This window comes from Bacillus sp. FSL W8-1141 (assembly GCF_038593205.1).
GTDB lineage: Bacteria > Bacillota > Bacilli > Bacillales > Bacillaceae > Bacillus > Bacillus altitudinis.
The window spans coordinates 2,500,458-2,524,803 of sequence record NZ_CP151973.1 but is presented as its reverse complement, the minus strand read 5'-3'; the positions used below and the strand labels follow the sequence as shown (position 1 = coordinate 2,524,803).

Sequence of the window (24,346 nt, the reverse complement as noted above, 5' to 3'; positions counted from 1 at the left end):
ATGCCTCGAACAATCATCGAAAAAATATGGGATCAGCATGTTGTCAAAAATGGCGAGGGAAAACCAGACCTTTTATATATTGATCTGCACTTGGTGCATGAGGTGACGTCACCTCAAGCATTTGAAGGATTAAGACAAAAAGGGCGCAAGGTGCGAAGACCACAAAACACATTTGCGACGATGGATCATAACATTCCGACTGTGAATCGATTTGTGATCAAAGATGAGATTGCGAAGAAGCAAGTCAGTGCTCTAGAGCGCAACTGTGCTGAATTCGGGGTCCGTCTAGCTGACCTTCACAGTGTAGACCAAGGAATTGTTCATGTCGTTGGACCAGAGCTTGGTTTAACACTTCCGGGGAAAACAATCGTGTGTGGAGATAGTCATACATCTACTCATGGCGCATTTGGTGCACTTGCCTTTGGGATTGGCACAAGTGAGGTTGAGCATGTGCTTTCCACACAAACACTTTGGCAGCAGCGTCCGAAGACACTAGAAATTAGAGTAGACGGAACGCTTCAAAAAGGGGTAACAGCCAAAGATGTCATTTTAGCAGTCATTGGCGCACATGGCGTGAAGTTCGGTTCAGGTTATGTCATTGAATACACTGGGGAAGTATTCAGAAACATGTCAATGGATGAGCGGATGACCGTTTGTAATATGTCAATTGAAGCAGGCGCAAGAGCAGGATTGATCGCACCTGATGAAGTGACCTTTGAATATTGCCGCGGACGCAAATACGCACCGCAGGGTGAAGATTTCGAAGCAGCGATAAAAGAATGGAAAGAACTAAGAACAGATCCGGGTGCGACCTATGATAAAACCATTGTTTTAGATGGAAATCATATTTCACCAATGGTCACATGGGGAATTAACCCAGGAATGGTGCTCCCTGTGGATGCAGCAATTCCAGGACCTGAAGATTTTGCACAAGAAGATGACCAAAAAGAAGCAAAACGTGCTTATGAATACATGGGGGTTCACCCGCATCAGCGTATTGAAGATATTACGATTGAGCATGTGTTTATTGGCTCATGTACGAACTCAAGAATGACTGATTTACGCCAAGCCGCTTCTATGATTGAAGGACAAAAAGTAGCTGATCATGTCAGAGCGATTGTGGTTCCTGGCTCACAAAGTGTCAAACTGCAAGCAGAAGAAGAAGGTCTTCATGAAATTTTCCTAGAAGCAGGATTTGAATGGAGAGAATCTGGCTGTAGTATGTGCCTCAGTATGAATAACGATGTGGTGCCAGAAGGTGAACGCTGTGCATCTACATCAAACCGTAACTTTGAGGGACGTCAAGGGAAGGGTGCAAGAACGCATCTTGTCAGCCCGGCAATGGCTGCAATGGCTGCCATACATGGCCGATTTGTCGATGTCAGGAAGTTTAATCAAGAGAAAACAGTCGTGTAAGGAGTTGTGTCATAGATGGAGCCTTTAGTCACTCATAAAGGAAAAGCCGCTGTGCTTAACCGTATAAATGTAGATACAGATCAAATCATTCCGAAACAGTTTTTGAAAAGAATCGAACGAACAGGATATGGCCGATTTGCCTTTTTTGACTGGCGATATTTAGCAGATGGCAGTCCAAATCCAGATTTTGAACTCAATCAGCCGATTTATGAAGGAGCCTCTATTTTGATCGCAGGCGAAAACTTTGGCTGCGGGTCATCAAGGGAACATGCGCCTTGGGCACTTGATGATTATGGTTTCAAAATTGTCATTGCCCCATCTTTCGCCGATATTTTTCATCAAAACTGTTTTAAAAACGGGATGCTTCCAATCCGCCTTGATTATGATGTGTGGAAAACGTTTGCTGCATCATATGAAAACAAAGGATATGAAATGACAGTTGATCTGGAAAAACAACAGATTCAAGACCATGAAGGGAATGTTACTCCTTTCGATGTAGATCCACACTGGAGAGAAATGCTCCTGAATGGCTATGATGAGATTTCATTAACATTGTTACTAGAAGATGAGATTCAAGCATTTGAAGAAAAACGTAGCAGCTGGCTGCGTGCATAAACAACGAGAAGCCGTCCCCGTGGTGTGACGGCTTCTTTTTTGCATGAAAACCTCTCGTTACTTGTGTTTACTAACCTTCGTTGGTAAACTGATAAAAAATATGCGCCCGAAAGGAACGTAAGCATGAAACATGACAAGAAGAAAGATAATGTCATTTTGTTTCCTGGTCTGAAAGAAAGACTGATTGAAAAAGGAATGGCAGCATTAAAAGATAAACAGTATCAAGAGGCGCTTCACTTATTTTCAGAAGCGAAATCGTATGATGACGATGAAGAATCCGATATTCATCTCGGTATGGCGATTTGTTTTCTAGAGCTTGGTGAGCTGCAGGATGCAAAGCGAGTCTGTGAAAAGATGCTACATGAAGGATATGGACACTATTTCACTGTGCTTCAAGTATATATGACCATCTTAATTCAGCTGAAAGAGTACGAGGAAGTCAAACAAACAATTGAGGCTGTCCTTGAAGAAAATCACCTTCCAGCAGAAAGCGCGGAGCATTTTTATAAGCTGCTTGAATTTAGCAGAAAGATGATTGAATCACCAGAAGAGATTTTAGACGAAGACGAGGAAGGCAGCGGAGAAATCAATATAGATGAAATGCTCGAGCGGCCAGAAGAGCAGGTGCAGTTCATCCATTCGCTGAAAGACCGAAACATCACGCCGCATATGGGTCTATTAAATACGATCCTACAAAAGCCTGATGGCAACCCTTTGGTCAAATCATTGATCCTGCAACTTCTGTCAGATCATGATGTGGCAAAGCCGGTTCATGTGACGAAGTTCGGTGATTCTTTAACGCTTGTTCCTTCTGAGGCTGTCAAGCCAGAGCAAATGCCACTGCTTCAGCAAGTCCTTCGAAAGCTCGATGACACACTCGGCAATGAGAACCCAACCCTTTACCAAGGAGTTGAAGAGTTATGGCGCCGGCACTTATTTGTGCTATATCCATTTCTTCCTAAATATACGGATCCGAGTCTTTGGGCTGCGGCACTTCATAAAGTCGGCTATGAAATGCATGGAATCGAGATTGACCTCGAAGAATTGCATTTATTGTATGATTTTAACGAACGAGAGCTGAGAGAAGCTTGTACAATGCTGAAAGATATTGAAGAAATTTCTTATTTGTAATTTGTCGATTTAGTTGAAAGACGGACTTGTTATGTTATAATATAATGGTTGTATTTGTGCATATATCGTGCGGTTGTAAGATTCCAACGGTTGAAAGACGTTATGTATAATCAAGTCAAATGTTGTATACATAAGACCGCTTCTTTAGCGGAGTGCGTGGTTTTTGATTGGACGAAGTCTTTATGATGCTTTAGAATGTAACAACGCACAATCTGAATAGATTTTTGGAGGGAAACACACATGTCAGTAAAATGGGAAAAACAAGAAGGTAACGAAGGTGTCTTAACAGTAGAAGTTGACGCTGAAACATTTAACAAAGCACTTGATGATGCATTTAAGAAAGTAGTTAAGCAAGTATCAATCCCTGGATTCCGTAAAGGGAAAGTACCACGTGGTCTTTTCGAGCAGCGTTTTGGAGTAGAATCTCTTTATCAAGATGCACTAGATATTCTTCTTCCAGTTGAATATCCGAAAGCAATCGACGAAGCTGGTATCGAGCCGGTTGACCGCCCTGAAATCGATGTTGAGAAAATCGAAAAAGGCGAAAGCTTAATCTTCACTGCAAAAGTAACAGTGAAGCCAGAAGTAAAACTTGGTGACTACAAAGGTCTTAAAGTAGAAAAAGACGACACGTCTGTATCTGATGAAGATGTCCAAGAAGAGTTAAAAGCTATGCAAAACCGTCAAGCTGAGCTTGTTGTCAAAGAAGAAGGCGCAATCGAAAACGGCGATACAGTTGTTCTTGATTTCGAAGGATTCGTTGATGGAGAAGCATTCGAAGGCGGAAAAGCTGAGAACTACTCTCTTGAAGTAGGTTCTGGTTCATTCATCCCTGGTTTCGAAGAGCAATTGGTTGGTCTTGAAGCAGGTGCAGAAAAAGACGTTGAAGTGACATTCCCAGAAGAATATCATGCTGAAGACCTTGCAGGTAAACCAGCTGTATTCAAAGTGAAAATTCATGAAATTAAAGCAAAAGAACTTCCAGCACTTGACGATGAGTTCGCTAAAGATGTTGATGAAGAAGTTGAAACGATTGCTGAATTAACTGAAAAAACGAAGAAACGTCTTGAAGAAGCAAAAGAAAACGAAGCAGAAGGCAAACTTCGTGAAGAGTTAGTAGCAAAAGCTTCTGAAAATGCGGAAGTTGACGTTCCTCAAGCGATGGTTGACACTGAGTTAGACCGCATGATGAAAGAATTCGAACAACGTCTTCAAATGCAAGGGATGAACCTTGAGCTTTACTTCCAGTTCTCTGGACAAGATGAAGATGCGCTAAAAGAGCAAATGAAAGAAGATGCTGCTAAACGCGTAAAATCTAATCTTACTCTTGAAGCAATTGCTGCTGCAGAAGACCTACAAGTGTCTGATGAAGAAGTGGAAGAAGAACTTTCAAAAATGGCTGAAGCATACAACATGCCAGTTGAAAATATCAAACAAGCGATCGGTTCTACTGAAGCAATGAAAGAAGATTTAAAAGTTCGTAAAGCAATTGATTTTCTTGTAGAAAACCGTTAATATGGTGCATAATAATAAAACAGGGCGCGAGTGACTCGTGCCTTGTTTTGTACAATTTTTGACTTATCATCGCTTCTTTTGGAAACGATAGTGTAAGTCGCATCTTTCTGTCATACATATCTCAATGTGCAGTGTTACAAACACATCATTACCGTCTTTTAGGAAAGTATGGTAAAATGCATACATACTGGACCCAGAAGGGTAGCTGACTGTTAGCTACAGGCAAGTGAAGAAGAATAAGGGGTGAAAGAATGTTTAAATTCAACGAGGAAAAAGGTCAATTAAAATGCTCGTTTTGCGGAAAAACGCAAGATCAAGTGCGTAAACTGGTCGCAGGACCTGGCGTATATATATGTGATGAATGTATCGAGCTTTGCACGGAAATAGTTGAAGAAGAGCTCGGTACTGAGGAAGAAGTTGAATTCAAGGATGTTCCGAAACCTCATGAAATCCGGGAGATTCTTGATGAATATGTCATCGGACAAGAGAATGCGAAGAAATCCTTAGCTGTAGCGGTTTATAACCATTACAAGCGGATTAATTCCAACAGTAAGATTGATGATGTTGAGCTTTCGAAAAGTAACATTTCTATGATTGGACCTACAGGAAGCGGTAAAACATTACTTGCTCAAACACTTGCACGTATTTTAAATGTTCCATTTGCGATTGCAGATGCGACGTCTTTAACAGAAGCAGGTTACGTTGGGGAAGACGTAGAGAATATTTTACTAAAGCTGATCCAAGCAGCAGATTATGATGTAGAAAAAGCTGAAAAAGGCATTATCTACATCGATGAGATCGATAAAGTAGCAAGAAAATCAGAAAACCCTTCTATCACCCGTGATGTATCTGGGGAAGGTGTACAGCAAGCCCTTTTGAAAATTCTTGAAGGAACAGTCGCTAGTGTACCGCCTCAAGGTGGACGTAAACATCCTCATCAAGAATTCATTCAAATTGATACAACAAATATCCTCTTCATTTGTGGTGGAGCCTTTGACGGCATTGAGCAAATCATCAAACGCCGCCTAGGTCAAAAAGTCATTGGATTCGGTGCGGAAAATAAAATTGAAGATCTTGAAAAAGAAGTCCTTCTATCAAAAGTTCTGCCAGAAGACTTGCTTCGCTTCGGTTTAATCCCAGAATTCATCGGTCGTCTTCCGGTTATTGCAAGCCTAGAGCCGTTAGATGAAAAAGCACTTGTAGAAATCTTGACGAAGCCTAAAAATGCGCTCGTTAAGCAATATACAAAAATGCTTGAGCTTGATGATGTTGAGCTTGAGTTTGAAGAAGATGCTCTTAGCGAAATTGCGAAAAAAGCAATTGAGCGTAAAACAGGAGCTCGTGGTCTTCGCTCCATCATTGAAGGCATCATGCTTGATGTGATGTTTGATCTTCCATCTCGTGATGATATTGAGAAATGTGTCATTACTGGTGAAACGGTTGCTGATGGTGAGCCGCCACGTCTTGTCTTAAAAGACGGTACAGTCGTGAATAAAGATACAAAAACATCAGCATAAGCCCATTTGAATGACTCCTGAATCTTTTGATTCAGGAGTTTTTTATTTATCGTGGAAGTTGTGTTTATTCCGTCCAGCTCTAGGAAATACTAGCAGACAGAAACCAATACATAACGATAGATGAAGGAGGGAGCACCGATTGAGCTGGACAGGAATCGTATTATTCATACAACTGTTCTTTGGTATCGTCATCGGGTTGTACTTTTGGAACTTACTGAAAAATCAGCGCACACAAAAGGTGACGATCGATAAAGAATCAAAGAAAGAAATGGAAGCACTCAGAAAAATGCGATCCATTAAACTGAGTGAACCTTTATCAGAGAGAGTCCGGCCAAAGGGGTTTCAAGATATTGTAGGGCAGGAAGACGGTATACGTGCACTGAAAGCTGCCCTGTGTGGACCGAATCCGCAACATGTTATTGTCTACGGGCCGCCTGGTGTTGGAAAAACAGCTGCTGCCCGTCTAGTGATGGAAGAAGCGAAGCGTCACGCTGATTCACCATTTAAAAAAGATGCAGTATTTGTTGAGCTTGATGCCACAACGGCAAGATTTGATGAACGAGGCATCGCAGACCCCTTGATTGGTTCCGTACATGATCCCATTTATCAAGGAGCAGGGGCCATGGGACAGGCCGGCATTCCGCAGCCGAAACAAGGAGCGGTCACACATGCTCATGGTGGCGTTCTCTTTATCGATGAAATTGGAGAACTGCATCCGATTCAAATGAACAAAATGCTCAAAGTGCTAGAAGATCGAAAAGTGTTTTTAGATAGTGCTTATTACAGTGAAGAAAATACGCAGATCCCGAATCACATCCATGATATTTTTCAAAATGGGTTGCCCGCTGATTTTCGACTGATTGGCGCCACGACAAGAACACCGGACGAAATTCCGCCGGCTATTCGATCAAGATGTTTGGAGATTTTCTTCAAGGATTTGGATCAGCATGAGCTGAAAATTGTTGCAGCTAAAGCAGTCGAGAAAATACAGAAGGAATTAAGTGACGAAGGACTGAACCTGTTAACATCCTATGTGAAAAATGGACGTGAAGCGGTCAACATGGTACAGATCGCCGCAGGTATGGCTGTCACTGAAAACCGAAAAGATATTACGATCGCCGATGTAGAATGGGTCATTCATTCAAGCCAGCTGACACCAAGATATGAACAAAAAGTACCGGAAAAGCCAAAGGTAGGAGTAGTAAATGGTCTTGCCGTGTATGGACCGAATAGCGGGGCTCTGCTTGAAATTGAAGTGAACATTTGTAAAGCGCTTGAAAAAGGCAGTATCAATATTACTGGTATTGCGGAAGAAGAAAGCATCGGCAATCAGTCGAAATCAATCAGACGGAAAAGTATGGCGAAGGGCTCAGTTGAAAATGTCTTAACCTTGCTTCGAAACTTAGGCATACGAACAAATGAATATGATATCCACATTAATTTTCCGGCTGGTGCCCCGATTGATGGGCCGTCTGCTGGAATTGCGATGGCCACAGCCATTTTCTCAGCCATTCATCAAATTCCGATTGATCATTTAACGGCGATGACCGGTGAGATTGGATTACAAGGTCAGGTGAAGCCGATCGGCGGTGTCATACCAAAAATCAAGGCAGCCAAACAAGCGGGTGTCAAAACAGTGATCATCCCTTATGACAATCAGCAGTCGATCTTAAAAGAGATTGAAGGGGTTACGATTGTGCCTGTGAAGCATTTCCAAGAAGTGCTGGATCAGTGTTTGGTCAATCCGCCAGATGAGAAGAAAGATGGACTAGAAGAAGAAATGAAAAGGAAATCTGTTTAATCCCCATCTCATATGGGGATTTTTTAGTGAAATAGATCTTTTTTTCTTTTTCAAGATAAAAAGAAAGGGTATACTACGGTAAGATCATCATTTCTCAAGTCTTTTACATTGTACAAGACTGAAACAGGTATATTATAATGATTCATACTAGTGACGGAGGTGTCTATCAACATGGCAGATGAAATCAAAAAGAATGTTCCGCTCCTTCCACTGCGAGGCTTGCTTGTTTATCCAACATTGGTCTTGCATTTGGACGTTGGGCGCGAAAAGTCTGTTCAAGCATTAGAACAGGCGATGATGAACGATCATATGATTTTTCTAGCAACACAGCGGGAAATTTCAATAGATGAACCAGGTGAAGAGGAAATTTTCAAAGTCGGCACCTACACAAAAATTAAACAAATGCTGAAGCTGCCAAATGGAACGATCCGTGTGCTCGTCGAAGGCTTAAATCGAGCGCAGATCGAATCCTACATGGAGCTAGAAGACTATACGTCAGTCGATATTAAAGAGTTGACAGAAGAAGAATTAAAGGACGCAGAAGCAGAAGCACTCATGCGCACTTTGTTAGATCACTTTGATCAGTACATAAAAATTTCAAAAAAAATCTCAGCTGAAACATATGCAACGGTGACGGATATTGAAGAACCTGGAAGAATGGCGGATATCGTCGCTTCCCACCTTCCTTTGAAATTAAAAGACAAGCAAGAAGTGCTGGAAACAGTCGATGTCAAAAAACGGTTGAATCGGGTCATCAGTCTCATTCACAATGAAAAAGAAGTGCTAGAGATTGAAAAGAAAATTGGCCAGCGTGTCAAACGTTCAATGGAGCGAACGCAAAAAGAATATTATTTGCGCGAACAAATGAAAGCTATTCAAAAAGAGCTTGGAGACAAAGAGGGGAAAACAGGCGAAGTCAGTACGCTTATGACTAAAATTGAAGAGTCCGGTATGCCAGATTCTGTTCGTGAAACGGCTTTAAAAGAACTGAACCGTTATGAAAAAATCCCTTCAAGCTCTGCTGAGAGTTCTGTCATTCGCAATTATATTGATTGGCTGATCAATCTGCCGTGGGGCACTTATACAGAAGATCGTCTAGATTTAAAGCTTGCAAGCGAAATTTTAGATGACGAGCACCACGGGCTTGAAAAAGTAAAAGAGCGGGTACTCGAATATCTTGCTGTTCAGAAACTGACAAATTCATTAAAGGGACCGATTCTTTGCTTAGCAGGACCTCCTGGGGTAGGGAAGACGTCACTTGCTAAATCCATTGCCAAATCACTCGATCGAAAGTTTATCCGTATCTCTCTTGGCGGTGTACGTGATGAATCTGAGATCCGTGGTCATCGAAGAACTTATGTAGGTGCGATGCCGGGCCGTATCATTCGCGGGATGAGCAAGGCGGGCACGATGAATCCGGTCTTTCTTTTAGATGAAATTGATAAAATGTCTTCTGACTTTAGAGGAGATCCGTCTTCTGCGATGCTTGAAGTGTTAGATCCAGAGCAAAATCATAACTTTAGCGATCATTATATTGAAGAGACATTTGATTTGTCTCAAGTCTTATTTATCGCAACTGCCAACAATTTAGCAACCATTCCAGGTCCACTTCGTGATAGAATGGAGATTATCACGATTGCAGGGTATACGGAAGTTGAAAAAGCAGAAATTGTGAAAGATCACCTTCTGCCGAAGCAGCTAAAGGAGCACGGATTAAAGAAAGGGAACTTGCAGCTTCGTGAAGCAGCGATTTACGATATGATTCGCTATTACACGAGAGAAGCAGGAGTCCGCGGATTAGAGCGTCAGCTTGCGGCGATTTGTCGAAAAGCGGCAAGAGCAATTGTGGCTGAAGACCGCAAACGCATCACAGTGACGGAAAAGAACTTATCTGAATTCCTCGGAAAAAGACTTTACCGTTATGGTCAGGCGGAAACGACAGATCAGGTCGGCGTTGTCACAGGGCTTGCATATACCACAGTTGGCGGAGACACTTTGTCCATCGAGGTCTCACTCTCACCGGGTAAAGGCAAGCTTTTGCTAACAGGTAAGCTCGGTGATGTCATGAGAGAATCTGCGCAGGCGGCATTCAGTTATATTCGTTCAAAAGCAGATGAACTGAACATTGATCCTCAATTTAATGAAAAGCACGATATTCATATCCATGTTCCAGAGGGTGCGGTTCCAAAGGACGGGCCATCAGCTGGTATTACCATTGCGACGGCTCTTGTATCAGCACTCACAGGACGTCCTGTTTCAAAAGAGGTTGGCATGACAGGAGAAATTACGTTAAGAGGAAGAGTGCTTCCGATTGGCGGATTAAAAGAAAAAGCATTAGGCGCACATCGTGCAGGACTGAAAACGATTATTCTTCCAAAGGACAATGAGAAGGATATTGATGATATTCCTGAAAGTGTGAGAGAAGGATTAACTTTTATTCCGGTTTCACATTTAGATGAGGTGCTTGAGAAAGCGTTAGTAGGAGAGGGAAGATGAAAGTAACAAAATCAGATATCGTCATTAGTGCGGTGAAACCAGAGCAGTACCCGAGCGGGGGACTGCCTGAGATCGCACTTGCTGGACGGTCAAATGTTGGAAAGTCCTCGTTCATTAACTCATTGATTAATCGGAAAAATTTAGCGCGTACGTCTTCTAAACCAGGAAAGACCCAGACACTTAATTTTTACATTATTAATGATATGCTCCATTTTGTGGACGTCCCAGGTTATGGCTTTGCAAAAGTATCAAAAACAGAGCGCGAAGCATGGGGGAGAATGATCGAAACGTATATTACAATGCGTGAAGAGTTAAAAGCAGTCGTCCAAATTGTGGATCTGCGTCATAAACCATCCGCAGATGATGTGAACATGTATGAATTCCTTAAATATTATGGAGTTCCTGTGATCATTATTGCGACAAAGGCCGATAAAATTCCAAAAGGCAAATGGGAAAAGCATGCGAAAGTCGTCAAACAGACACTCGACATCGACCCATCAGATGAATTAATCCTTTTCTCTTCTGAAACAAAAAAGGGAAAAGATGAAGCATGGAATGCGATCCTTGCGAAGATTAACAGTTAAAAGAAAGGCATCTGCACATAGCAGATGCCTCAGCGTGAAGACAAACCCTCGCATTCGTTGTCAGTCCTGCGTGCTGGTGCTCACGAATGACATATTCGCTCCGCGCCAGTACTCGTCCTTCCTAGACTGCAAAGGTTTTCTATCACGCTGAAAAGAAGACAAATGGCTAAAATCAAGTTCATTTTAGCCATTTATCAACATTCTAAGGCATCTGCACAAAGCAGATGCCTTTTTATTGTATAAGTTATTTCCTTTTTAAAAATAATAAGAGGAGACTGACGGCAATCAATACATATGGCCAGTACAATTCAAAACCGGAAGTAGGGATCGAAAGTGTGCTAAGTTGCTTCGTAATTTGTTGAAAGAAATAAAGGAATAGACCGAGTGCAATGAGAACAACACTTTCTATTCGATATTCCTTTTTCTGTGATGATTTCATCAAAAGTGCGAGGCCGACGATGAACACAATCATCGTAAATGTATCTGGCCAGTGTTCTAATGTCGGCTGAAGGATAAAGTGTAGCGCAAGGCCTGTCATGAGCATACCGATAAACACATGAGAGGTTTCCTGCTCCTTCTTTCCTTGATATAAGAAAGCAAGGCCAAAAAGCAGTACAAGTGTATACCATTTCTCCTGATCTTTCCAAATGTCAAATTGATCTCCTGAGAGAATGGCATATAGTGCTACAGCCAGCAAAGTGAGCGGCAGCAAAATAGATTTCTTCTTCAAAGATGTCACCTTCTTATAAGCAGATCATTTGTCCGCACGCGCCAAATCTGGTAAATTGCTTGAAGTGATGATATGGCATTCGATGTCGAACATTTTTCTACTATATCACAACATTTTTGAAATCTGTTCACAATTTTTATCCAGTTAAAAATGAATATATGTTATAATCATTATAAATAATAAATTCTATATTGTAATTATTATAAATTAGACAGGGCGTTGGGGGTGCAAGCTGAAGTTATGCATATTCTTGTTGTGGGTTTAGATTATAAAACAGCCCCTGTTGAGATACGGGAACAGCTGAGCTTTGAACCGAGCGAGCTCGGAACAGCGATGTCCAAGCTTAAAGAAGAAAAAAGCATTCTAGAGAATATCGTCATCTCAACATGTAATCGAACAGAGATCTACGCAGTTGTAGATCAGCTTCATACTGGTCGGTTTTATATAAAAAGATTTTTAGCAGATTGGTTCGGTTTAGAAAAAGAAGATGTCTCTCCATATTTGAAGTTTTATGAAAATGATGGAGCGGTTGAGCATTTATTCCGGGTTGCCTGTGGACTTGATTCTATGGTTATTGGTGAAACACAAATACTCGGTCAAGTGCGCTCAAGCTTTAAAGTCGCTCAAGAGGAGAAGACCATTGGTACCGTTTTCAATTATTTGTTTAAGCAGGCGGTAACAGTTGCGAAGCGCTCTCATGCGGAAACAGATATTGCGTCTAATGCTGTATCTGTCAGCTATGCGGCAGTGGAACTTGCCAAAAAAATCTTTGGACGTCTTTCTGATAAACATGTCCTTATTCTTGGTGCGGGTAAAATGGGCGAGCTGGCGGCTCAAAACCTTCAAGGTCAAGGGATTGGCCAGGTAACAGTCATCAATCGAACGTTTGAAAAGGCCAAAGAACTGGCCGGCCGCTTTTCAGGAGAGCCTAAGAGCTTGAATCAATTAGAAAAAACTTTATCTGAAGCGGATATTTTAATTAGCTCTACTGGGGCTAAACAATTTGTGATTACAAAAGAAATGGTCGAAAAAGCGAACAAACAGAGAAAAGGCAGACCTCTATTCATGGTGGATATTGCAGTACCACGTGATTTAGATCCAGCTATTTCTGAAGTAGAAGGTGCTTTTTTGTATGACATTGATGACCTTGAGGGCATTGTGGCAGCTAACCTGAAAGAGCGCCGTGCAGTAGCTGAAGAGGTGGAGCTTCTCATCGAAGCTGAAATTGTGGAATTTAAGCAATGGCTTAATACGCTCGGAGTGGTTCCTGTGATTTCTGCTTTAAGAGAAAAAGCACTCTCGATTCAAGCGGATACGATGCAAAGCATCGAACGAAAGCTTCCAAACCTCACAAATCGTGAAATGAAGCTGTTAAATAAACATACGAAAAGCATCATCAATCAAATGCTGAAAGATCCTATCTTAAAGGCCAAAGAAATTGCCGGGGAGCCGAATGCAGAGGAAAAACTTTTACTCTTTAAAGAAATCTTTGATTTACAGGTTGAAGATGAAGAGCAAAAGGCAGAGCCAATGCAGGTGGAGCAAGGGGCGTTTCAGCTGTTTAAAACAAATATGGCACAAGGCCTTGCTACAGTTGCCAGTGAGTGATTAGGCGATGATGGAATCCATTGTAGCGAGACTAGGTGAAGCGACGACCTTGATCTATGCACTCAGTGTCTTGTTCTATTTCATAGATTTTCTTCAACACAACCGGAAGGCTGGAAAAATGGCTTTCTGGTTGCTTTCTATTGTCTGGCTGCTGCAAACAGTCTCCATGTTTTATATTATGATGGAAACAGACCGATTCCCTGTGTTGAATGTAGCAGAGGGGTTATATTTTTATACGTGGGTGCTTGTGACATTGTCACTTGTTTTGACAAAAGTATTACGTGTTGAATTTATTGTCTTTTTTACAAATGTGATTGGTTTTTCCATGATGGCGATTCACACCTTTACACCATCTGATCTTCATTCTGCCGAACTGACTGGAAAACTGACGAGTGAGCTGCTCGTCATTCATATTACGATGGCCATTTTATCATACGGCGCTTTTTCACTTTCATTTGCTTTTTCACTACTCTACCTATTTCAATATCGTTTGCTGAAAAAGAAAAAATGGGGAAAATGGCTTTTGAGAATTGAAGACTTATCAAAGCTTGATCATATGGCGTATGTCTTAAATATTATTGGCGTGCCGATGCTCTTGCTTAGTTTAATTCTTGGCATTATATGGGCATATATTTCGTATGATACGTTGTACTGGACAGATGCAAAGGTGCTCGGTTCGTTTATTATGCTGTTTTTATACGGCTTTTACTTATACATTAGACTGGTGAGAAATATGCAGGGCAAAATCGTGGCGCGATGGAATGTCGCTTCATTTCTTGTGCTGATGATCAATTATTTTCTGCTTGGTAGCTTATCAACCTTTCATTGGTTTCAATAATGATGAGTCTTAAGGGCATTGTCGGGAGGAAGACGTAATGCGTACAATTAAAGTAGGTTCTAGACGAAGCAAACTTGCGATTACACAAACAAAATGGGTCATTCAAAAGTTGTCTGAACTAAACCCTTCTTATTCTTTTGAAATTAAAGAGATTGTGACAAAGGGTGATCAAATTTTAGATGTGACCTTATCAAAGGTTGGCGGAAAAGGTCTGTTTGTTAAAGAGATTGAACAGGCAATGCTGAACCATGACATTGATATGGCGGTACACAGCATGAAAGATATGCCGGCCTCTCTTCCGGAAGGTTTAGTCATCGGCTGTATTCCTGAGCGTGAAGATGTGCGGGATGCATTGATTTCAAAGGATCATCTCCGTCTTCATGAACTGCCAAAGGGAGCGGTTGTGGGAACGAGCAGCTTACGGCGCAGTGCCCAGCTTCTTCAGGAGAGACCAGATCTTGAGATTAAATGGATCCGTGGAAACATTGATACGAGACTCGAAAAACTGAAAAATGAAGAATATGATGCGATTATTCTAGCGGCTGCCGGATTGTCTAGAATGGGCTGGAGTCAAGAAGTCGTGTCAGAATTTTTATCTCCTGATACTTGCCTTCCTGCTGTAGGGCAGGGCGCATTGTCGATAGAATGCCGGGGAGATGACGAAGAGCTATTGCAGCTGTTAGCTCAATTCACAAATGAGTATACAAAGAAAACGGTCCTTGCTGAAAGAGCCTTCCTTCAACAAATGGATGGAAGCTGTCAAGTGCCGATCGCTGGTTACGCAACGATGAATGAGCGTGATGAAATTGAATTGACAGGTCTTGTGGCATCTGCGGATGGGCATACGATTATTCGAGAAACCGTAACAGGTACTGATCCTGAGGCAATCGGAACAGCATGTGCGAAGCAGATGGCTGATAAGGGAGCAAAGGATTTGATCGACAAGGTGAAAAAGGATCTGTCTTCCCAATGACGATAGCCAAATCGCTTTACGGACAGACGGTGCTTGTCACTCGAAATGAACGTCAAGCGGGTGCGTTTCAGCAGAAAATTGAAGCGCTGAACGGCCATGCTGTTTTAACCTCTCTTATCAGGTTTGAGCCAACGCTGACAAAAGAAAAAGCGAAGGCATTTTTAGAAGATTTAGAAGCAAGCCATTGGCTTGTGTTTACGAGTGTAAATGGTGCGTCTTTTTTTCTCAGTTATATAGAGAAGCATCAATTACATCAAAGCTTATCCCACTTGAAAGTGGCGGCCGTAGGTGAAAAAACATCTGCCTATCTGATGCAGCACGGCTTAAAAGTGGATGTGGTTCCAGAACGTTTTATAGCAGAAGAACTGGCAGATGCTTTAATTGAACATGTACACCCAGAAGAATGTGTCTTTGTAGCAAAAGGTCACCTGTCACGAGATGTGGTGAAGAATACCCTCGTTCCGCTTGGCATTGACGTAAAAGAGTGGATTATATATGAAACAGTGAAGGATGAGGACGGAATTATCGCACTCAAGTCGGCAATGATGGAGCAATCATTTGATTTTATTACATTTACAAGCTCCTCCACTGTTCATTCTTTTATGCACGCCATGGAGGCTGATATCGATAGATTAGCTGCATCAGACACATGTTTTGTGAGCATCGGTCCTCTTACACAAGAGGCACTGCTTCAATACGGGATTTCTTCTGAAACCCCAGATACTTATACGATAGACGGGATGCTTGATTTGATGTGCCGTTTATCTGAAAGGAAGTTGAACCAATGATGAAATTTAACAGACACCGCAGATTGCGTACAAGCGCAGGAATGAGAGAATTGGTGAGAGAAACATTTTTAAGACCCTCTGATTTCATTTATCCCATCTTTTTTGTAGAGGGAGAGAATGTCCGGAAAGAAGTCCCTTCAATGCCGGGTGTCTATCACATTTCAGTTGATCTTGTGAAAGAAGAAGTCCAAGAGCTTGTTGACCTTGGGATTAAATCTATCATTGTTTTTGGGGTACCAGACCATAAAGACCATGTAGGCAGTGAAGCTTATCACGATCATGGGATTGTTCAAAGAGCAACGCTTGAAATCAAAAAGCATTTCCCTGAGCTTGTGGTCATTGCTGATACTTGCTTATGCCAATATACAGATCACGGACATTGCGGAATCGTTGAAGATGGAGAAATTTTAAATGATGAATCTCTTCAGCTCTTAGCGAAAACCGCTGTCAGTCAGGCTCGTGCAGGTGCAGATATCATTGCTCCATCAAACATGATGGATGGCTTTGTTATCGCAATTCGTGAGGCGCTTGATGAGGCCGGCTTTGTTCATGTGCCTGTGATGTCATATGCTGTGAAATATGCAAGTGCTTTTTACGGTCCGTTTCGTGATGCGGCGCATAGCACACCGCAGTTTGGAGATCGTAAAACGTATCAAATGGACCCTGCAAACCGCTTAGAAGCACTGAGAGAAGCGCAGTCTGATGTAGAAGAAGGCGCTGACTTCCTGATCGTGAAGCCGTCACTTTCATACTTAGATATCATGCGTGATGTGAAAAATGAATTTACACTTCCTGTTGTTGCGTACAATGTGAGCGGAGAGTATGCAATGGTGAAAGCAGCAGCTCAAAATGGCTGGATTTCTGAAAAAGAGCTTGTTCTTGAAATGCTGACTAGCATGAAACGTGCAGGCGCAGAATTAATCATTACGTATCATGCAAAAGATGCAGCGAAATGGCTCTCAGAATAAAGAACGGATAGACAGGAGGACATTGAAATGGGACGTAGCTATGAAAAGTCAAAGCAAGCATTTAAAGAAGCGCAGCAGTTAATGCCGGGTGGTGTGAACAGCCCTGTGCGCGCATTTAAATCAGTCAATACAGACCCGATTTTTATGGAACGAGGCAAAGGCGCAAAAATATACGATATTGACGGAAATGAATATATTGATTACGTCTTATCGTGGGGACCGCTTATTTTAGGTCATACGAATGACCGTGTGGTTGAAAGTATTCAGCGAGTAGCTGAACATGGTACAAGCTTCGGTGCTTCTACTTTAGTTGAAAATGAATTAGCTAAGCTTGTATCAGAACGAGTTCCTTCTATTGAGGTCATTCGTATGGTCAGCTCTGGAACAGAGGCGACGATGAGTGCGCTTCGTCTAGCACGTGGTTTTACAGGCAGAAACAAAATTGTGAAATTTGAAGGCTGTTATCATGGCCACGGTGATTCTTTGCTCATTAAAGCTGGTTCGGGTGTGGCAACGCTTGGACTTCCGGATAGCCCTGGTGTCCCTGAAGGTACAGCAAGCAATACGATCACCGTTCCATACAATGATTTAGAAAGCATCAAAGTCGCTTTTCAAGAATTTGGAGACGACATTGCAGGTGTCATTGTAGAACCAGTTGCAGGAAATATGGGGGTTGTCCCTCCGCAAGAAGGTTTCTTGCAAGGATTGAGAGACATCACTGAGCAATATGGCTCTTTACTCATTTTTGATGAGGTCATGACAGGCTTCCGTGTGGATTATCATTGTGCACAAGGCTATTTTGGCATTACGCCTGATCTGACATGTCTTGGTAAAGTCATCGGAGGTGGCCTGCCAGTTGGTGCTTACGGCGGTAGAGCGGACATTATGAGACAAATTGCGCCAAGCGGCCCGATTTATCAAGCAGGAACGTTATCCGGTAACCCGCTTGCGATGACAGCAGGTCTTGAAACATTAAAACAGCTGACACCTGAGTCTTATGAAGAGTTTAGACGCAAAGGAGATCGTTTGGAAGAAGGCATTTCAAAAGCGGCGAAAGCACATGGGATTCCATTAACATTTAACCGTGCCGGTTCCATGATCGGATTCTTCTTTACAAACGAACAAGTCGTCAATTACGATACAGCGAAAACAGCTGACCTCGCTTTATTCGCTGAATTCTACAAGGAAATGGCTGATCACGGCATCTTCCTTCCACCTTCACAATTCGAAGGGCTGTTCCTCTCAACTGCTCATACGGATGAAGACATCGAGTATACAATTGAGACAGTTGAAAAGGTATTTCAAAAATTAGCTCAGTAACCAAAAGCCGATATGGAGACATATCGGCTTAGATCGTTGACAAAGGGTTAAAATGAACTTTATTTTAGCCCTTTGTCTTCTTTTCAGCGTGAAAGAAAACCTTTCAGTCTAGGAAGGACGAGTACTGGAGCGGAGCGAATTTGACATTCGTGAGCACCAGCGCGCAGGACTGACACCGAATGCGAGGGTTTGTCTACACGCTGAGCCGATATGGAGACATATCGGCTTTTTGCTTTGCATAAAACCAATCATATTTTCACCGCCTTCTTCATACACCTGTATTGACATCTAATTTTATTTTGAAGGATTAGATGAAAGGAGGACACCGACTTGTCTCAAAATAATCGTTTACAGTTTTCGGTAGAAGAGTCCATTTATTTCAAAAACGGACAGGAAGTCAGTGAGCTACTGTCAATTTCTCTCGATCCTGACATTCTCGTTCAAGAAGTGAATGATTATGTTTCCATTAGAGGTTCACTCGAGCTAACAGGAGAATACAACATAAATCAAGAGGAGCTAATGGGTGAATCCAGTTCCTATGCATCATACAGGCAGGCTGATGAGGTGAAGGTAAGAGAGGACGGAACGGCGGAGCTGCTGCATCAATTTCCGGTGGATATCACGATCCCCAAGAACAAAATTAGTCATTTAAATGATGTATTTGTGTTTATTGATGCATTTGATTACCAGCTGACAGAAAGTCGTTTGCTCACGATTCAGGCTGATTTGGCCATTGAAGGTCTGTTAGATGAAGGAACGCCTGAACCGCTTGTAGAAGGGCCATATGAATTTGTCCATCGTGCTGAAGAGGAATATGGCGATGTCACCTATGAATATCAGGCGCAGCCTGAATATGAAGAGCAAGAAATGTTGCCACGTGAAGAGCATGAAGAAAATGCAGAACAACAGGCCGCTTTGCAACATGAAGCGCGAACTGAACAAGAAGAGGATGAAATAGACATCGAGACGGTGATGGTGGAAGAAGCAGAAGAAGAAGAGGAAAATGAGGAAGAAGAAGCCGTGGCGCTTGGGTATCGTTCCTTCCCAGAAGCTCAAGTACAAGAGCCGCCATTCTTTGACCCGCCTAAGCTTTTAGAAGAAGAAGAGCGGGATGAGACGTTCTTTGAGGTGGAAGTGAGGAAAGACCCTGAAGCAGAGAGCAAGGAAGAAGAAGAGCCGCCAGCTTATCCAGCCTTTGAATCACCTACTTATCAGATGGAACAGACGCAGGAAGAGCGGGATGACAGCTATCAGTTCGAACGATTATATGAACGTGAAGCACCAAAGGTGTATGAATCAGCTCAAGAAGCTGAGGAGTTTGAACATGACCAGAGAGAAGCGTCTGGCAGTGAGAATTCTCTTTATTTAACGAAGCTGTTCGCTAAGCAGGAGGAGGAAGATTTTTCTCGCATGAAAATATGTATAGTTCAGCAAGAAGATACGGTCGATCGTATTTGTGAGCGATATCAGTTGAATGTGCAGCAGCTCCTTCGAACGAATTCATTGTCGGTGGATGCAGAGCTTGAAGAAGGGCAGATTCTTTATATTCCTGAATATCAAAAAAGCAACGCATAGTATGAGATGATGGACCGAGAAAATGTGGTGAGAGAACGTGGATGAAATCCAATCTGTCCTATACGAATACGGGCTTGAGGCTGAATATATCGAACCTGTCAGTCCAGCTGTCGTTAGAGTGTATACAAAGCAGGGCGTATTTGCACTAAAGCGGGTAAAGCCCCATCGACACATGCAGTTTACAGAGCAAATGCTTGAACTAGAATCAAAAGGCTATCGCTCGTTTGTGCCGATTTATCGCACGAAGAGCGGTTCCTTTTTCTCTAATCATCGAGAAAGCCAGTACACGTATTATCTCATGCCATGGCTGACCAATGAAAAGAGAGAAGAGCAGGACGATAAACATGAATATTTATTTCAAGAGATTGCAAGACTTCATAAACGAACAGAAGTTATGATGGACATTAATGAGCAGGAAATAGAGGCTCACTACACCCAAATGAAAAGCAAATGGGAAACAGAGAAAGACATGTATGAACGATTTATCGAGCGGGCAGAACAAACATGGTATATGTCGCCATTTGAGCTGGCTGCTGCTATGTATTTTTCAGAAGCGATGTCTGCAAGTGAATTTGCACTTGAACGTTTAGAGGATTGGCATGAGGAAATGAAAGACCAAGAGACGACACGTATTGTGTTAAACCATGGGCAATTGTCAATCCATCACTTTTTGTACAATGATGTAGGTACAGGACATTTCACCAATTTTGAGCGGTCCAAAAAGGCTGCCCCCATTTATGACCTTTTGACTTTTTACTATCGCACATTCAAAACCTACCCTACTCCTTGTCCTGAATGCACATCTTTGTTTTATACGTATCAAAAGGGAAATAAACTTCGTGAGGAAGAGATTCATTTGTTCTTGAGCTACCTCGCTTATCCGCAAGGTTTGTTTGATACGGTGAAAGCCTATGAAGCAGGCGGACAGGATGAGATGGAAAGTTGTCAAGAGCTGTTAAGGGCGTATTGGCAAATGAAAAATTCTGAGCCGACCGTCATGAAAATACACGAAATTGAGCAGGCTAGACGCCTTGAAGAAGAACAAAATGCCTCGTCATCAGAAGAGTGACGAGGTTGTTTGCTGTTGCGCTATGAAATGTCTAACGAGGGACCTATACATAAGAGTGAGCCTGCAGCTTTCAGCTCTCTTAAAACCAATCAAGGTGAAAGGCACAGGCGAGAAATATAAGAATTCCTAAGATGAGGACGTCAAATGTTGTGGGAAAAATGATCGTGCGAAAGCCTTGAAATATGGCAATCGGGAGAACGACTTGGGAGGCAACTGCCCGAATTTGTCTAAGCCATGGGGGGAGTGTGTAAGGATTGATCTTTTTCAAAATAAAACGCCCTCCTTCTTTATTTTGTTATTATCATATGGGCAAAGAGGCAAAGGGTGCCTGCCCAATTTGTATAAAGAAGAAGAAAAGCGGAAAAGATGATTGACGAAAACAAAAGGCATTTAGTAATATTAATAAAAGATGAGTATAAGCTGATGAACGTGATATATCGTAAGCGTGGATCAGGAAGAGTACGAGCAAGCCCCTAAAGAGAGGGAAACCAATAGCTGAAAGGTTTTCTAGGATGCACTTGTTTGGAAGGTCGCCTGTGAGCTTAATTTCTTGAAACATGTAGTAGAGAAATTCGGGAGATCCCCGTTATCCTTTAGAGAGTACGGGACACGTCTAAGTGTTTCGTGAAAAAAGGTGGTACCGCGAAAAAGCTTTTTCGTCCTTTTATAAGGATGAAAAGGCTTTTTTTATGTTTCATCAGCCGAAAAAATGTGGAGGTAACACAAATGGGAACAAATAATCAAGAAATGCCAACAAAGTACGATCCAAATGCGATTGAAAAAGACCGCTATACGTACTGGCTTGAAGGGAAATTCTTCGAAGCACAAAATGACAAAACGAAAGATCCATATACAGTCGTCATTCCTCCACCAAACGTGACAGGAAAATTACACTTAGGGCATGCTTGGGATTCAACTCTTCAAGACATCGTGACTCGTATGAAACGGATGCAGGGCTATGATGTTTTATGGCTACCAGGAATGGACCATGCGGGTATTGCAACACAAGCAAAGGTAGAGGCGAAGCTTCGCGAAGAAGGTGTGAGCCGCTATGATCTCGGACGTGAAAAATTTGTAGAAGAAACGTGGAAGTGGAAAGAAGAGTATGCCGATTTTATTCGTAGCCAGTGGGCGAAAATGGGTCTAGGTCTAGACTATTCGCGTGAGCGTTTCACATTAGATGAAGGCTTGAATAAAGCAGTCCGCCAAGTGTTTGTTCAATTGTATGAAAAAGGATTGATCTATCGCGGAGAATACATCATTAACTGGGACCCAGCAACAAAAACGGCCCTTTCTGATATTGAAGTCATCTACAAGGATGTGCAAGGTGCGTTTTATCACTTGAGATATCCGCTTGCAGATGGATCAGGTTCGATTGAAATTGCGACAACAAGACCTGAAACGATGCTGGGAGATACGGCAGTCGCTGTACATCCTGAAGATGAACGCTATCAGCATTTGATTGGGAAAACAGTTGTTTTACCAATTACAGGCCGAGAGATTCCAATCGTTGGGGATGACTATGTCGATATGGAATTTGGATCAGGAGCTGTAAAAATAACGCCGGCTCATGACCCGAATGACTTCGAGCTTGGAAACCGTCATAACCTAGAGCGCATTCTTGTGATGAATGAAGATGGCACAATGAATGGAAACGCACTTCAATACAAAGGAATGGACCGCTTCGAATGTCGTAAACAGCTTGTGAAAGATCTTCAAGAAGAAGGCATTTTGTTCAAAATTGAGGACCACATGCATTCAGTTGGTCACAGTGAGCGCAGTGGCGCTGTAGTGGAGCCATATTTATCAACACAATGGTTTGTGAAAATGCAGCCGCTCGCAGATGAAGCCATCAATCTGCAAAAAGGTGATGAGCAAGTTCAATTTGTTCCAGACCGATTTGAAAAGACGTATTTACACTGGATGGAAAACATTCGTGACTGGTGTATTTCTCGTCAACTATGGTGGGGACACCGCATCCCGGCTTGGTATCATAAAGAAACGAAGGAAGTATACGTGGGACTTGATGCGCCAGAAGATATTGAAAACTGGGAGCAAGATAACGATGTACTTGATACATGGTTTAGTTCAGCGCTTTGGCCTTTCTCTACAATGGGCTGGCCAGATGCAGAAAGTGAAGACTTCAAGCGCTACTACCCAACCAATCTGCTTGTAACAGGCTATGACATCATCTTCTTCTGGGTATCTCGTATGATCTTCCAAGGTCTTGAATTCACAGGAGAAAAACCGTTCAAAGATGTCCTCATTCACGGTCTTATCCGCGATGAACAAGGGCGTAAAATGAGTAAGTCACTTGGCAACGGAATTGATCCAATGGAGGTCATCGACAAGTACGGTGCGGATTCATTGAGATATTTCTTAGCGACTGGAAGCTCTCCAGGTCAAGATTTACGTTTTAGCTTTGAAAAGGTTGAATCCACTTGGAACTTTGCAAACAAAATTTGGAACGCATCCCGTTTTGCTCTCATGAATATGGATGGTTTAACGTACGATGAGCTTGATTTGACAGGAGAAAAATCAGTTGCTGATCAATGGATTTTAACACGCTTAAATGAAACAATTGAAAGTGTCACACAGCTTGCTGACAAGTATGAATTCGGTGAAGTGGGCAGACATTTATACAACTTCATTTGGGATGATTTCTGTGATTGGTATATTGAAATGGCGAAACTTCCGCTTTATGGAGAAGATGAAGCAGCGAAGAAAACGACTCGTTCGATCCTTGCGTATGTATTAGATCAAACGATGAGACTTCTACATCCGTTTATGCCGTTCTTAACAGAAGAAATCTGGCAGCATCTACCTCATGAAGGTGAGTCCATTACTGTAGCGGCATGGCCTGAAGTGAAGCCGGAGCTTTCCAACGAACAAGCTTCTGCTGATATGAAGCTGCTTGTTGAGCTGATTCGTTCTGTTCGTAACATTCGCAGTGAAGTGAACACGCCAATGAGCAAACAAGTTGAGCTTTACATTAAAGCATCTACGTCTGATGTTCAGGAACGTTTAGAGAAAAATCGTTCATATATTGAGCGCTTCACGAACCCAAGTGTTCTTGAAATTGGCACAGATGTCCCAGCTAGTGATAAAGCGATGACGGCTGTTATTTCTGGAGCAGAACTCATTCTGCCGCTTGAAGGCTTAATCAACTTAGATGAAGAAATTGCTCGTCTGCAAAAAGAGCTTGATAAACTGACAAAAGAAGTGGAACGAGTTCAGAAAAAGCTTGGCAATGAAGGCTTTATGAAAAAAGCGCCTGAAAGTGTCGTAGAAGAAGAGCGTGCGAAAGAACGTGATTATGTCGCAAAACGCGAAGCTGTTCAAAAGCGTATTGAAGAGCTGAAAGCATAAGAGTGAAAAGACGGCTCCTAATGAATTGGAGTC

The 24,346-nt window shown here is 42.3% G+C and carries 19 protein-coding genes and 1 other annotated feature; of the genes, 17 read left to right on the top strand and 2 right to left on the bottom strand.

What is annotated here, in order from left to right:
* The 8 genes from leuC to yihA all read left to right on the top strand — a co-directional run bounded on the left by leuC (window position 1) and on the right by yihA (window position 11,075).
* Window positions 1-1,416 carry a 3-isopropylmalate dehydratase large subunit gene (gene leuC, locus NSQ52_RS12885; RefSeq protein WP_007501575.1) on the top strand — a complete coding sequence of 472 codons (1,416 nt, stop codon included), beginning with the start codon at window positions 1-3 and terminating at the stop codon, window positions 1,414-1,416.
* Window positions 1,417-1,431: 15 nt separating this feature from the next.
* The gene (gene leuD / locus NSQ52_RS12880) at window positions 1,432-2,031 is read left to right on the top strand and encodes a 3-isopropylmalate dehydratase small subunit (RefSeq protein ID WP_008342843.1); all 600 of its coding nucleotides are present in this window, start codon (window positions 1,432-1,434) and stop codon (window positions 2,029-2,031) included.
* Window positions 2,032-2,154: 123 nt separating this feature from the next.
* Window positions 2,155-3,162, top strand: a complete 1,008-nt coding sequence (ddcA, locus tag NSQ52_RS12875; RefSeq protein WP_007501571.1) for a DNA damage checkpoint antagonist DdcA — start codon at window positions 2,155-2,157, stop codon at window positions 3,160-3,162.
* A 240-nt stretch (window positions 3,163-3,402) separates the two neighbouring features.
* Window positions 3,403-4,677, top strand: coding sequence for a trigger factor (tig, locus tag NSQ52_RS12870; RefSeq protein WP_144679865.1), 1,275 nt, complete (start codon window positions 3,403-3,405; stop codon window positions 4,675-4,677).
* 251 nt (window positions 4,678-4,928) lie between these two features.
* On the top strand, window positions 4,929-6,194 hold the full coding sequence (gene clpX / locus NSQ52_RS12865) for an ATP-dependent protease ATP-binding subunit ClpX (RefSeq protein WP_017358145.1): 1,266 nt from the start codon (window positions 4,929-4,931) through the stop codon (window positions 6,192-6,194).
* A 139-nt stretch (window positions 6,195-6,333) separates the two neighbouring features.
* Entirely contained in the window at window positions 6,334-7,995 is a 1,662-nt protein-coding gene (gene lonB / locus NSQ52_RS12860) for an ATP-dependent protease LonB (protein ID WP_342473402.1), read from the top strand.
* 171 nt (window positions 7,996-8,166) lie between these two features.
* Window positions 8,167-10,491, top strand: a complete 2,325-nt coding sequence (gene lon / locus NSQ52_RS12855) for an endopeptidase La (RefSeq protein WP_342473401.1) — start codon at window positions 8,167-8,169, stop codon at window positions 10,489-10,491.
* Window positions 10,488-11,075 (top strand): ribosome biogenesis GTP-binding protein YihA/YsxC, encoded by a 588-nt coding sequence (gene yihA / locus NSQ52_RS12850; protein ID WP_007501562.1) that lies wholly within the window; start codon window positions 10,488-10,490, stop codon window positions 11,073-11,075. The genes lon and yihA overlap by 4 nt, the downstream gene beginning before the upstream one ends.
* A gap of 244 nt (window positions 11,076-11,319) precedes the next feature.
* Here yihA and NSQ52_RS12845 read toward each other — a convergent pair whose 3' ends face one another.
* Window positions 11,320-11,805 carry a hypothetical protein gene (locus NSQ52_RS12845; protein WP_135009361.1) on the bottom strand — a complete coding sequence of 162 codons (486 nt, stop codon included), beginning with the start codon at window positions 11,803-11,805 and terminating at the stop codon, window positions 11,320-11,322.
* 240 nt (window positions 11,806-12,045) lie between these two features.
* Here NSQ52_RS12845 and hemA point away from each other — a divergent pair, with 240 nt between their 5' ends.
* The 8 genes from hemA (at window position 12,046) to ysxE (ending at window position 20,944) form a co-directional block, all read left to right on the top strand.
* On the top strand, window positions 12,046-13,413 hold the full coding sequence (gene hemA, locus NSQ52_RS12840; protein WP_024718410.1) for a glutamyl-tRNA reductase: 1,368 nt from the start codon (window positions 12,046-12,048) through the stop codon (window positions 13,411-13,413).
* A 7-nt stretch (window positions 13,414-13,420) separates the two neighbouring features.
* Window positions 13,421-14,251: a cytochrome c biogenesis protein gene (locus tag NSQ52_RS12835; RefSeq protein ID WP_342473400.1), complete on the top strand. Its 831-nt coding sequence runs from the start codon at window positions 13,421-13,423 to the stop codon at window positions 14,249-14,251.
* 37 nt (window positions 14,252-14,288) lie between these two features.
* Window positions 14,289-15,224 (top strand): hydroxymethylbilane synthase, encoded by a 936-nt coding sequence (gene hemC, locus NSQ52_RS12830; RefSeq protein WP_024718409.1) that lies wholly within the window; start codon window positions 14,289-14,291, stop codon window positions 15,222-15,224.
* Window positions 15,221-16,012, top strand: coding sequence for a uroporphyrinogen-III synthase (locus NSQ52_RS12825; protein ID WP_008342826.1), 792 nt, complete (start codon window positions 15,221-15,223; stop codon window positions 16,010-16,012). The genes hemC and NSQ52_RS12825 overlap by 4 nt, the downstream gene beginning before the upstream one ends.
* Window positions 16,009-16,980, top strand: coding sequence for a porphobilinogen synthase (gene hemB / locus NSQ52_RS12820; protein ID WP_007501555.1), 972 nt, complete (start codon window positions 16,009-16,011; stop codon window positions 16,978-16,980). The genes NSQ52_RS12825 and hemB overlap by 4 nt, the downstream gene beginning before the upstream one ends.
* Before the next feature lie 27 nt (window positions 16,981-17,007).
* The gene (gene hemL / locus NSQ52_RS12815) at window positions 17,008-18,300 is read left to right on the top strand and encodes a glutamate-1-semialdehyde 2,1-aminomutase (RefSeq protein ID WP_039167003.1); all 1,293 of its coding nucleotides are present in this window, start codon (window positions 17,008-17,010) and stop codon (window positions 18,298-18,300) included.
* 330 nt (window positions 18,301-18,630) lie between these two features.
* Complete coding sequence (locus NSQ52_RS12810; protein WP_342473399.1) at window positions 18,631-19,875, top strand: LysM peptidoglycan-binding domain-containing protein; 1,245 nt, start codon at window positions 18,631-18,633, stop codon at window positions 19,873-19,875.
* Between the two features lie 37 nt (window positions 19,876-19,912).
* Window positions 19,913-20,944 (top strand): spore coat protein YsxE, encoded by a 1,032-nt coding sequence (gene ysxE, locus NSQ52_RS12805; protein WP_039167006.1) that lies wholly within the window; start codon window positions 19,913-19,915, stop codon window positions 20,942-20,944.
* Between the two features lie 79 nt (window positions 20,945-21,023).
* On the opposite strand, the gene NSQ52_RS12800 is transcribed toward ysxE, so the two are convergent.
* Entirely contained in the window at window positions 21,024-21,215 is a 192-nt protein-coding gene (locus NSQ52_RS12800) for a hypothetical protein (protein ID WP_024718406.1), read from the bottom strand.
* A gap of 166 nt (window positions 21,216-21,381) precedes the next feature.
* Window positions 21,382-21,611 (top strand) — a binding site (T-box leader).
* A gap of 59 nt (window positions 21,612-21,670) precedes the next feature.
* Here NSQ52_RS12800 and NSQ52_RS12795 point away from each other — a divergent pair.
* Window positions 21,671-24,313: a valine--tRNA ligase gene (locus NSQ52_RS12795; protein ID WP_047946288.1), complete on the top strand. Its 2,643-nt coding sequence runs from the start codon at window positions 21,671-21,673 to the stop codon at window positions 24,311-24,313.
* The last annotated feature ends 33 nt before the right edge of the window (window positions 24,314-24,346 follow it).

What these genes read in the sequence shown, in the direction of transcription:
- leuC (WP_007501575.1), top strand. Translation starts at nt 1, where the DNA reads ATGCCTCGAACAATCATCGAAAAAATATGGGATCAGCATGTTGTCAAA.
- leuD (WP_008342843.1), top strand. Translation starts at nt 1,432, where the DNA reads ATGGAGCCTTTAGTCACTCATAAAGGAAAAGCCGCTGTGCTTAACCGT.
- ddcA (WP_007501571.1), top strand. Translation starts at nt 2,155, where the DNA reads ATGAAACATGACAAGAAGAAAGATAATGTCATTTTGTTTCCTGGTCTG.
- tig (WP_144679865.1), top strand. Translation starts at nt 3,403, where the DNA reads ATGTCAGTAAAATGGGAAAAACAAGAAGGTAACGAAGGTGTCTTAACA.
- clpX (WP_017358145.1), top strand. Translation starts at nt 4,929, where the DNA reads ATGTTTAAATTCAACGAGGAAAAAGGTCAATTAAAATGCTCGTTTTGC.
- lon (WP_342473401.1), top strand. Translation starts at nt 8,167, where the DNA reads ATGGCAGATGAAATCAAAAAGAATGTTCCGCTCCTTCCACTGCGAGGC.
- yihA (WP_007501562.1), top strand. Translation starts at nt 10,488, where the DNA reads ATGAAAGTAACAAAATCAGATATCGTCATTAGTGCGGTGAAACCAGAG.
- hemA (WP_024718410.1), top strand. Translation starts at nt 12,046, where the DNA reads ATGCATATTCTTGTTGTGGGTTTAGATTATAAAACAGCCCCTGTTGAG.
- NSQ52_RS12835 (WP_342473400.1), top strand. Translation starts at nt 13,421, where the DNA reads ATGATGGAATCCATTGTAGCGAGACTAGGTGAAGCGACGACCTTGATC.
- hemC (WP_024718409.1), top strand. Translation starts at nt 14,289, where the DNA reads ATGCGTACAATTAAAGTAGGTTCTAGACGAAGCAAACTTGCGATTACA.
- NSQ52_RS12825 (WP_008342826.1), top strand. Translation starts at nt 15,221, where the DNA reads ATGACGATAGCCAAATCGCTTTACGGACAGACGGTGCTTGTCACTCGA.
- hemB (WP_007501555.1), top strand. Translation starts at nt 16,009, where the DNA reads ATGATGAAATTTAACAGACACCGCAGATTGCGTACAAGCGCAGGAATG.
- hemL (WP_039167003.1), top strand. Translation starts at nt 17,008, where the DNA reads ATGGGACGTAGCTATGAAAAGTCAAAGCAAGCATTTAAAGAAGCGCAG.
- NSQ52_RS12795 (WP_047946288.1), top strand. Translation starts at nt 21,671, where the DNA reads ATGGGAACAAATAATCAAGAAATGCCAACAAAGTACGATCCAAATGCG.